Here is an 11,010-nt window from a genome sequence, read left to right as displayed (position 1 = left end):
CAACATTCACCATCATCACAATGGAATGCTCATTTCTAAGCTTTCAACAAACAGAAGCAGTAGTGGTGGAGCCAAACGGGATCGAACCGTTGACCTCCTGCGTGCAAGGCAGGCGCTCTCCCAGCTGAGCTATGGCCCCGTATTTCTACAGGTTCCCACACAAAATTGGTGGGTCTGGGCAGATTCGAACTGCCGACCTCACCCTTATCAGGGGTGCGCTCTAACCAACTGAGCTACAGACCCAATTTCGGGCTGCTTCTTATCGTCTTCTTCAATGAATCAAGCAATTCGTGTGGGAACTTATGGAGCAGCTGATGTCGTCGATTAAGGAGGTGATCCAGCCGCAGGTTCCCCTACGGCTACCTTGTTACGACTTCACCCCAGTCATGAATCACACCGTGGTAACCGTCCTCCCGAAGGTTAGACTAGCTACTTCTGGTGCAACCCACTCCCATGGTGTGACGGGCGGTGTGTACAAGGCCCGGGAACGTATTCACCGCGACATTCTGATTCGCGATTACTAGCGATTCCGACTTCACGCAGTCGAGTTGCAGACTGCGATCCGGACTACGATCGGTTTTCTGGGATTAGCTCCACCTCGCGGCTTGGCAACCCTCTGTACCGACCATTGTAGCACGTGTGTAGCCCAGGCCGTAAGGGCCATGATGACTTGACGTCATCCCCACCTTCCTCCGGTTTGTCACCGGCAGTCTCCTTAGAGTGCCCACCATTACGTGCTGGTAACTAAGGACAAGGGTTGCGCTCGTTACGGGACTTAACCCAACATCTCACGACACGAGCTGACGACAGCCATGCAGCACCTGTCTCAATGTTCCCGAAGGCACCAATCCATCTCTGGAAAGTTCATTGGATGTCAAGGCCTGGTAAGGTTCTTCGCGTTGCTTCGAATTAAACCACATGCTCCACCGCTTGTGCGGGCCCCCGTCAATTCATTTGAGTTTTAACCTTGCGGCCGTACTCCCCAGGCGGTCAACTTAATGCGTTAGCTGCGCCACTAAGAGCTCAAGGCTCCCAACGGCTAGTTGACATCGTTTACGGCGTGGACTACCAGGGTATCTAATCCTGTTTGCTCCCCACGCTTTCGCACCTCAGTGTCAGTATCAGTCCAGGTGGTCGCCTTCGCCACTGGTGTTCCTTCCTATATCTACGCATTTCACCGCTACACAGGAAATTCCACCACCCTCTACCATACTCTAGCTTGTCAGTTTTGAATGCAGTTCCCAGGTTGAGCCCGGGGATTTCACATCCAACTTAACAAACCACCTACGCGCGCTTTACGCCCAGTAATTCCGATTAACGCTTGCACCCTCTGTATTACCGCGGCTGCTGGCACAGAGTTAGCCGGTGCTTATTCTGTCGGTAACGTCAAAACACTTACGTATTAGGTAAATGCCCTTCCTCCCAACTTAAAGTGCTTTACAATCCGAAGACCTTCTTCACACACGCGGCATGGCTGGATCAGGCTTTCGCCCATTGTCCAATATTCCCCACTGCTGCCTCCCGTAGGAGTCTGGACCGTGTCTCAGTTCCAGTGTGACTGATCATCCTCTCAGACCAGTTACGGATCGTCGCCTTGGTGAGCCATTACCTCACCAACTAGCTAATCCGACCTAGGCTCATCTGATAGCGCAAGGCCCGAAGGTCCCCTGCTTTCTCCCGTAGGACGTATGCGGTATTAGCGTCCGTTTCCGAGCGTTATCCCCCACTACCAGGCAGATTCCTAGGCATTACTCACCCGTCCGCCGCTCGCCACCAGGTACAAGTACCCGTGCTGCCGCTCGACTTGCATGTGTTAGGCCTGCCGCCAGCGTTCAATCTGAGCCATGATCAAACTCTTCAGTTCAAACATCTTTGGGTTTTTAAGAAACCCTAAACTTGGCTCAGCAATCGTTGGTTACATCTTTGATTTCTCGCGGAGTAACTTGTGATGCTGATAATCTTGTTGACTATCAGTCTGACTCCACAAGCACCCACACGAATTGCTTGATTCAGTTGTTAAAGAGCGGTTGGTTAAGATCTTTCGTCTCAACCGAGGCGCGCATTCTACAGCAGCCTCTGTTGCTGTCAAGCGGTTATTTTCAGAAGTTTTCAAAGTTTCCTTTGCAACTTCAACCACTTGCGCTTCCGATCTCTCGTTAGCGGGAGGCGAATTCTACAGCGTTACTCGCTGCTGTCAACACCTCTTTTTCTCCGCTTTCGACCGAGAAGATCGAATCGTCAATCAAGCTAAACAACCCTGCCTGACCAACTCCTTCTGGGCTTCGATGACCTGAAGCAACTCGCTGTCGAAAACTGCGTAACTCTTTGTTTACCAAGGAGTTTTCCGTTTCGACTGCGCCGGAAGTGGGGCGAATTATAGACTTCCAGAATCTGCCGTCAACCCCTGATTTGGCTTTTCTATCAATAACTTGCAGAAAGCTGGAAAACAGGCCGATTCCCTCTATATAGGAGGGCAAAACCACCCCCTTCTATATAGAAGGAATCTTCAGAGTACCCCTGCCACTTTGAAAGCGGCGACCGTATCAGCGTCCAGACCCAACACCCGCTGCAGAACCTCCAGCGTGTGCTCGCCCAATAACGGAGGCGCATTACGATACTCCACTGGCGTTTCCGACAGGCGAATAGGGCTCGCTACCTGCGGCACCATCCCTGCCAACACATGGGGTAGTTCGATCGCCAAGCCACGCGCCTTGACCTGAGGATCAGCAAACATCTGAGCCAAGTCATTAATAGGCCCGCATGGCACACCCGCCTGCTCCAGTTGCAGCACCCACTCAGCCGTGGTCTTGAAGACGGTCGCCTGACGGATTAGCGGAATCAACACCGAACGATTCGCCACCCGCAGCTTGTTGGTCGCGAAGCGTGGGTCATCCGCCCACTGAGGTTGCCCAGCCACCTCCGCAAACTTGCGGAACTGCCCGTCATTGCCCACGGTGAGGATGAAGTCGCCATCTGCCGTAGGAAAATCCTGATAAGGCACGATGTTCGGATGAGCATTACCTAGGCGCTTGGGCGCATTTCCCGTAGTCAGATAGTTCATCGCCTGGTTGGCCAGGCACGCAACCTGAACATCCAGCAACGCCATATCGATATGCTGACCGCCACCGTCATGATTCCTATGGGCCAACGCAGCAAGGATCGCCACCGTCGAATAGAGCCCGGTCAGGATGTCTGTCAGCGCCACACCGACTTTCACCGGCCCTGCGCCCTCATCTCCCTCAGGTCGACCGGTCAGACTCATCAGCCCGCCCAAGCCCTGGATCATGAAGTCATAACCCGCACGCTTGGCGTAAGGCCCGGTCTGGCCAAACCCGGTAATCGAGCAATAAATCAGATTCGGATTGGTGGCTTTAAGCGACTCATAGTCCAACCCATAAGCCGCCAGGCCACCAACCTTGAAGTTCTCGATCAGGATGTCCGACTTGGCTGCCAGATCACGCACCAACTTTTGCCCCTCTGGACGCGTGAAGTCGATGGTCACCGATTGCTTGTTGCGATTGGCAGACAAGTAATAGGCGGCCTCGCTGGTGTTCTCGCCATAGGCGTCTTTCAGGAAGGGCGGTCCCCAGGCGCGCGTATCGTCGCCATTGCCCGGGCGCTCGACCTTGATCACTTCGGCGCCAAGGTCCGCAAGGATCTGCCCGGCCCAAGGCCCGGCCAGCACCCGCGATAAATCCAGTACCCGTAGATGCGAAAGCGCGCCCATGGACGTTCTCCTATTAATAGAACGCCTGGATGCCGGTCTGCGCGCGACCGAGGATCAGTGCGTGGACGTCATGCGTACCTTCATAGGTATTCACCACTTCCAGGTTGACCAGGTGGCGGGCAACACCGAACTCATCGGAAATGCCGTTACCGCCCAACATGTCGCGCGCCATGCGCGCGATGTCCAGGGACTTGCCGCAGGAGTTGCGCTTCATCATCGAGGTGATCTCGACTGCCGCAGTGCCTTCATCTTTCATGCGACCCAGACGCAAGCAGCCTTGCAGCGCCAGGGTAATTTCGGTCTGCATGTCGGCCAGTTTCTTCTGGATCAACTGAGTGGCGGCCAACGGACGACCGAACTGCTGACGATCCAGGGTGTACTGGCGAGCGGTGTGCCAGCAGAACTCGGCAGCGCCCAAAGCGCCCCAGGAAATGCCGTAGCGCGCTGAGTTGAGGCAAGTAAAAGGGCCTTTCAAACCGCGGACGTCAGGGAAAATGTTCTCTTCAGGGACAAACACGTTGTCCATGACGATCTCGCCGGTGATCGATGCACGCAAGCCAACCTTGCCATGGATCGCCGGAGCACTCAGGCCTTTCCAGCCTTTCTCCAGAACGAAGCCACGGATGTCGCCCGCATCATCCTTACCCCAAACCACGAACACATCGGCAATCGGGCTGTTGGTGATCCACATCTTGCAGCCGGTCAGGCTGTAGCCGCCTTCCACTTTGCGTGCACGCGTAATCATCGCGCCCGGGTCGGAACCATGGTTAGGCTCCGTCAGACCGAAGCAGCCAATCCACTCGCCCGAGGCCAGTTTCGGCAGGTACTTCTGCTTCTGGGCTTCAGTGCCGAATTCATTGATCGGCACCATGACCAGCGAGGACTGCACACTCATCATCGAGCGGTAGCCGGAGTCGACACGCTCGACTTCACGAGCAATCAGCCCGTAGCTGACGTAGTTCAGGCCACTGCCACCGTACTGCTCGGGAATGGTCGCACCCAACAGGCCCACTTCGCCCATCTCGCGGAAGATCGCCGGATCAGTCTTCTCATGACGGAAAGCTTCAAGCACGCGCGGTGCGAGCTTCTGCTGAGCGAATTGCTCGGCAGTGTCGCGGATCATGCGTTCTTCTTCGGTGAGCTGTTGATCCAGCAGCAGGGGATCGATCCAATTGAAGCTAGCTTTACCGCCCATGAGTGTGTCCTCTCGAATCGGGTCAAATAACGTGGACTGATCCTAGGCGCGGTTCAGCGTTACGGCAAACGAGGATTTTGCATACTGTTGTGCTAATTTCTCACTCCGTAACGTCGCGAAGTAGCCTTTATGCGATGTATTAGTGAGGTTGAAGTACATGCGTCGGAAAATCCCTAGCACAACCGCCCTGATCAGCTTTGAAGCGGCAGCGCGCCATGAGAGCTTTACCAAAGCGGCGCAGGAGCTTTCGCTCACTCAAGGCGCCATTTGCCGACAGATCGCCAGCCTCGAGGAGTTCCTCAGCGTAGAACTTTTCCGACGCTCGCGGCGCGGAGTGAAGCTGACGGAAGCCGGACTTTCCTACAGCCGCCGCGTAGCCACCCAGCTCGACGCGGTTGAGCGGGACACTTTGTCAGTGATGGGGCAACAGGGTGCCAACGTGATCGAGTTGGCCGTCGTGCCGACCTTTGGCACCCAATGGCTGCTGCCACGGCTCAAGGACTTCCAGCACAAACACCCGGAAGTGACGGTCAACCTAACCAACCGCACACGCCCCTTCCTGTTTGCCGATACCGACTTCGATGCCGCGATTTACTTTGGTGATGCGGATTGGTCGGGTACCGAATCCCACAGGTTGATGGGCGAAAATCCGATGCCGGTGTGCAGCCCTACGCTACTGGGCAAAAAAGCCAATCTGACAGCCGATGAAATCGCCGAAATGCCCCTGCTGCAACAGACCACACGCCCTTATGCCTGGCGCCAATGGTTCAACTCCCAGCACCTGAATGTGCCGCGCGACATGACAGGACCGCGCTACGAGCTATTCTCCATGCTTGCCCAAGCGGCGATGCACGACATGGGGATCGCGCTGATTCCGCCATTCCTGATTCAACGCGAGCTGGCGGAGAAGCGCTTGGTAATAGCCAACACCCAGGCGCTGTCGAGCATCAAGGCTTATTACTTGATGATTCCGGAGCGAAAGGTCGAATCGGCGTCTCTACGAGCATTTCGCGATTGGCTGGTCACCCAGGCACAAAGCTACAGCCTAGAAGGGTAAAGGCTTACACCTTTTAGCTGACCCTGTAGTCAGCAAAATCAAAACCCTACAGATATACGTATTTGTCGCATATTCGCAGACTGTACCGACAACCAGTACAAACGTCCCACAAGTGCCTGCCGACGTGGCTTTGAGCCTCTATTCACCAGCAATGACGCCTCATTCACCGTGCCGATGTGTAAATTCTTCAAATTCGGCCAGAATCGTTACAAGGCACGGCCTACAAGGGATTGAGGCGGCTGGTTGCGACATTCGGTCACGGGGTGACTTGTAGTTAATTTTCCGTCACCCGTCATAATCCCTTGAAGGCCACAAAGTTCGCCTGCAAAATGCCGCGCCCCGCCTAGATTTGGCGGGATCGTGCTGATCGGCCGCCCCAGCCGCACCATCCGAAGTGCCTGGGTTTACTCAATAAGATCACGCAGGAGATTTGACGTGCACATTGGTGTTCCTCTCGAAACCCAGACGGGTGAAACACGGGTTGCTGCAACCCCGGAAACCATCAAGAAGCTGATCGGCCAGGGTCATAAAGTCACTGTGCAAAGCGGCGCCGGCATTAATGCCAGCGTTGTCGACAGTGCTTATGAAGCGGCAGGCGCAATGATTGGCAGCGCCAACGATGCGTTTGGTGCCGAGCTGATTCTCAAGGTGGTCGCCCCCAGCGACAGCGAGCTGACGCTGATTAAAAGCGGCACCGTTGTGGTGGGCATGCTCAACCCGTTCAGCAATGAAACCATTGCCAAGCTGGCTGAGTGCGGCATTACCGCGTTCGCGCTGGAAGCGGCTCCGCGCACCTCCCGCGCTCAAAGCCTGGATGTGCTGTCTTCCCAAGCGAACATCGCCGGCTACAAAGCCGTGTTGCTGGCCGCTCACCACTACCCACGCTTCATGCCGATGCTGATGACGGCTGCGGGCACCGTGAAAGCGGCGCGCGTTCTGATTCTTGGCGCTGGCGTTGCGGGTTTGCAGGCGATCGCCACGGCGAAACGTCTGGGGGCGGTGATCGAAGCGTCTGACGTTCGTCCTGCGGTAAAGGAGCAGATTGAATCCCTCGGCGCCAAATTCGTCGACGTGCCGTATGAAACCGATGAAGAGCGCGAATGCGCTGTCGGTGTCGGCGGTTACGCCCGGCCAATGCCCGCCAGCTGGATGCAACGTCAGGCCCTGGCCGTGCACGAACGCGCCAAACAGGCTGACATCGTCATCACCACCGCACTGATCCCGGGCCGCAAGGCGCCGACGCTGTTGAGCGCGGAAACCGTGGCGCAAATGAAGCCAGGCTCGGTGGTCATCGACCTCGCCGCAGCCCAGGGCGGCAACTGCCCGCTCACCGTGGCCGACCAGGTCGTGGTCGAGAATGGCGTGACCATTTGCGGCCCGACCAATCTGGCCGGTGCTGTCGCGGCAGACGCTTCGGCCCTGTACGCACGCAACCTGCTGGACTTCCTGAAGCTGGTCTTCAACAAAGAAGGCCAGTTCGAGATCAACCTCGAAGACGACATCGTCGCCGCGTGCCTGATGTGCCGCGACGGCCAAGTCATCCGCAAAAACGCCTAAGCAGGGATTCAGACGATGGAAGAGCTTATCTCCCCCGGTATCTACAACCTGATCATCTTCGTGCTGGCGATTTATGTCGGGTATCACGTGGTCTGGAACGTTACGCCTGCACTGCACACGCCATTAATGGCGGTGACCAACGCGATCTCGGCGATTGTCATCGTCGGCGCCATGCTGGCCGCGGCTTTGACCGTAACGCCCCTGGGCAAGACCATGGGCACACTCGCGGTGGCTCTGGCTGCAGTGAACGTGTTTGGTGGCTTCCTGGTGACCCGCCGGATGCTTGAGATGTTCAAGAAAAAAGCCCCGAAAGCCGTAAAAGAAGAGGCGCCCAAGTAATGAGCATGAATCTTGTAACGACGCTCTACTTGATCGCGTCGATCTGCTTCATCCAGGCCCTTAAAGGCCTGTCGCACCCGACCACATCGCGGCGCGGCAACGTATACGGCATGCTCGGCATGGCGTTGGCGATCCTCACCACAGTCGGCCTCATCTATAAGCTGGGCGCGGAGCTGGCCACCGCTGGCATCGGCTATGTCATCGTCGGCTTGCTGGTCGGCGGCACTGCCGGCTCGATCATGGCTAAGCGCGTTGAAATGACCAAGATGCCGGAACTCGTCGCCTTCATGCACAGCATGATTGGTATGGCCGCGGTGTTCATTGCGATCGCAGCTGTCGTTGAGCCGCAATCGCTGGGCATCGTCAAGCAACTCGGTGATGCGATTCCGGCCGGTAACCGTCTGGAGCTGTTTCTCGGTGCGGCCATCGGTGCAATCACCTTCTCCGGTTCGGTGATCGCGTTCGGCAAGCTGTCGGGCAAGTACAAGTTCCGCCTTTTCCAGGGCGCTCCGGTACAGTTCGGTGGCCAGCACAAGCTGAACCTGTTGCTGGGTCTGGCCACACTGGCGCTGGGCATCACCTTCATGCTGACCGGCAACCTCAGTGCCTTCGCACTGATGCTGGCCCTGGCTTTCGTGCTGGGTGTGCTGATCATCATCCCGATCGGCGGTGCAGACATGCCGGTAGTGGTGTCGATGCTCAACAGCTACTCCGGCTGGGCAGCGGCAGGTATCGGCTTCTCGCTGAACAACTCGATGCTGATCATCGCGGGTTCTCTGGTGGGTTCGTCCGGTGCGATCCTCTCGTACATCATGTGCAAGGCGATGAACCGCTCCTTCTTTAATGTACTGCTTGGTGGTTTCGGCAACACGGCGGACCCGGCTGGCCCGGCCGGTTCGAAAGAAGCCCGCCCGGTGAAGTCCGGTTCGGCTGACGACGCGACCTTCCTGCTGACCAACGCCGACACCGTGATCATCGTTCCGGGTTACGGCCTGGCGGTCGCTCGGGCGCAACATGCGCTTAAAGAGTTGACCGAGAAGCTGACCCATCGCGGCGTCACCGTGAAGTACGCGATCCACCCGGTTGCCGGTCGTATGCCTGGGCACATGAACGTTTTGCTGGCTGAGGCAGAAGTGCCTTACGACCAGGTGTTCGAGATGGAAGACATCAATTCCGAGTTCGGCCAGGCCGACGTGGTGCTGGTGCTCGGCGCCAACGACGTGGTCAACCCGGCCGCGAAGAACGACCCGAAATCGCCGATTGCCGGTATGCCGATTCTCGAAGCGTTCAAGGCCAAGACCATCATCGTCAACAAGCGCTCGATGGCCAGCGGCTATGCCGGTCTGGACAACGAACTGTTCTACCTCGACAAAACCATGATGGTCTTCGGCGACGCCAAGAAAGTCATCGAAGACATGGTCAAAGCTGTCGAGTAAAACCTGCTCCAACGCAATACCCAAAACCTCAGCCTTTAGTAGGCTGGGGTTTTTTATTCCCCGTGAAACCCGACCAAAGGCTCTAAATCAGGTCTCTGCATTCGACCATGGTAGCGGGACGGATTTTTTTCAAATCACTAGACTGCACACCTTGCTTCCGTTGCCCGAGATAACCATCCATGTACCGTGATCGTATTCGCTTGCCTTCGTTGTTGGATAAGGTGATGAGCGCCGCTGACGCTGCCGCTCTGATTCAGGACGGCATGACCGTCGGCATGAGTGGTTTCACTCGCGCTGGCGAAGCCAAAGCCGTCCCCCACGCCTTGGCCGAGCGCGCCAAAATCACTCCGCTGAAAATCACGTTGATGACCGGCGCCAGCCTGGGCAACGACCTCGATAAACAGCTCACCGAAGCCGGTGTACTGTCGCGACGCATGCCATTCCAGGTCGATAGCACTTTGCGCAAGGCGATTAACGCCGGCGAAGTGATGTTCATTGACCAGCATCTCTCGGAAACCGTCGAGCAACTGCGCAACCAGCAGCTCAAGGTGCCTGACATCGCGGTGATTGAAGCCGTAGCGATCACCGAGCAGGGCCATATCGTGCCGACAACTTCGGTGGGCAACTCGGCCAGCTTTGCGATTTTCGCCAAGCACGTGATCGTCGAGATCAACCTGGCGCACAACCCGAACCTTGAGGGTTTGCACGACATCTATATCCCGACTTATCGCCCGACCCGGACGCCGATTCCGCTGGTCAAAGTCGACGATCGCATTGGCAGCACCGCCATCCAGATCCCGCCGGAAAAGATCGTCGCCATCGTGATCACCAATCAGTCCGACTCGCCCTCCACTGTCCTGCCGCCGGACGTCGATACCCAAGCCATTGCCGATCACCTGATCGACTTCTTCAAGCAAGAAGTGGCCGCAGGGCGCATGACCAACAAGCTCGGCCCATTGCAGGCGGGTATTGGCACCATCGCCAACTCGGTGATGTGCGGCCTGATCGACTCGCCATTTGAAGACCTGACCATGTACTCCGAGGTGCTGCAGGACTCGACCTTCGACCTGATCGACGCCGGCAAGCTGAGCTTTGCGTCAGGCAGTTCGATCACCCTGTCGAGTCGACGCAATGCCGATGTTTTCGGCAACCTGGAGCGCTACAAGGACAAACTGGTCCTGAGGCCGCAGGAAATCTCGAACCACCCGGAAGTGGTGCGGCGCCTCGGCATCATTGGCATCAACACTGCGCTGGAGTTCGACCTGTACGGCAACGTCAACTCCACCCATGTCTGCGGCACACGCATGATGAATGGCATCGGCGGTTCCGGGGACTTTGCGCGCAACGCGCACCTGGCGATCTTCGTTACCAAATCGATCGCCAAGGGTGGCGCAATCTCCAGCGTGGTGCCGATGGTCAGCCACGTCGACCATACCGAGCATGACGTCGACATCCTTGTGACGGAGATCGGCCTGGCGGACCTGCGCGGCCTGGCGCCAAGGGAGCGGGCTCGAGTGGTTATCGACAACTGTGTGCACCCGGACTATCGCCAGGCGCTGGATGACTACTTTACGTCGGCCTGCGCATTGGGCGGGCACACCCCGCATATCCTGCGCGATGCCCTGCGCTGGCACATCAACCTGGACGAAACCGGGCGAATGCTGGCGGTCTGATTCGGCGAAAACAGCTGACGCAAGCA

At 57.0% G+C, this 11,010-nt stretch carries 8 protein-coding genes, 2 tRNA genes and 1 rRNA gene; 5 read left to right on the top strand and 6 right to left on the bottom strand.

Annotated elements, in window-relative coordinates; all coding sequences use genetic code 11:
* Window positions 1–63: 63 nt before the first annotated feature.
* From ACA051_RS00610 to ACA051_RS00585, 6 genes are all read right to left on the bottom strand, one after another.
* Window positions 64–139, bottom strand: a tRNA-Ala gene (locus ACA051_RS00610).
* 27 nt (window positions 140–166) lie between these two features.
* A tRNA-Ile gene (locus tag ACA051_RS00605) sits at window positions 167–243 on the bottom strand.
* An 82-nt stretch (window positions 244–325) separates the two neighbouring features.
* A 16S ribosomal RNA gene (locus ACA051_RS00600) occupies window positions 326–1,864 on the bottom strand.
* 292 nt (window positions 1,865–2,156) lie between these two features.
* A complete protein-coding gene (locus ACA051_RS00595) occupies window positions 2,157–2,477 on the bottom strand; it encodes a hypothetical protein (RefSeq protein ID WP_497306832.1) in 321 nt (106 codons plus the stop codon).
* 29 nt (window positions 2,478–2,506) lie between these two features.
* Window positions 2,507–3,727, bottom strand: coding sequence for a CaiB/BaiF CoA transferase family protein (locus ACA051_RS00590; RefSeq protein WP_497306830.1), 1,221 nt, complete (start codon window positions 3,725–3,727; stop codon window positions 2,507–2,509).
* Between the two features lie 13 nt (window positions 3,728–3,740).
* On the bottom strand, window positions 3,741–4,922 hold the full coding sequence (locus ACA051_RS00585) for an acyl-CoA dehydrogenase (RefSeq protein ID WP_497373075.1): 1,182 nt from the start codon (window positions 4,920–4,922) through the stop codon (window positions 3,741–3,743).
* A 157-nt stretch (window positions 4,923–5,079) separates the two neighbouring features.
* Between ACA051_RS00585 and ACA051_RS00580 the strand changes: the two genes are divergently transcribed.
* The 5 genes from ACA051_RS00580 to scpC all read left to right on the top strand — a co-directional run bounded on the left by ACA051_RS00580 (window position 5,080) and on the right by scpC (window position 10,984).
* Entirely contained in the window at window positions 5,080–5,979 is a 900-nt protein-coding gene (locus ACA051_RS00580; protein ID WP_219094784.1) for a LysR family transcriptional regulator, read from the top strand.
* Window positions 5,980–6,414: 435 nt separating this feature from the next.
* Window positions 6,415–7,536, top strand: a complete 1,122-nt coding sequence (locus ACA051_RS00575; protein WP_461983374.1) for a Re/Si-specific NAD(P)(+) transhydrogenase subunit alpha — start codon at window positions 6,415–6,417, stop codon at window positions 7,534–7,536.
* Window positions 7,537–7,551: 15 nt separating this feature from the next.
* On the top strand, window positions 7,552–7,875 hold the full coding sequence (locus ACA051_RS00570; protein WP_003187010.1) for an NAD(P) transhydrogenase subunit alpha part 2: 324 nt from the start codon (window positions 7,552–7,554) through the stop codon (window positions 7,873–7,875).
* Entirely contained in the window at window positions 7,875–9,311 is a 1,437-nt protein-coding gene (locus ACA051_RS00565; RefSeq protein WP_497373073.1) for an NAD(P)(+) transhydrogenase (Re/Si-specific) subunit beta, read from the top strand. The genes ACA051_RS00570 and ACA051_RS00565 overlap by 1 nt, the downstream gene beginning before the upstream one ends.
* Window positions 9,312–9,490: 179 nt before the next feature.
* Entirely contained in the window at window positions 9,491–10,984 is a 1,494-nt protein-coding gene (gene scpC, locus ACA051_RS00560; protein WP_497373072.1) for a succinyl-CoA:acetate CoA-transferase ScpC, read from the top strand.
* Window positions 10,985–11,010 lie beyond the last annotated feature (26 nt).

The organism is Pseudomonas sp. LBUM1669 (assembly GCF_059695705.1).
The sequence above is the reverse complement of the archived record's forward strand: the minus strand, read 5'-3'. Positions and strand labels throughout refer to the sequence as shown.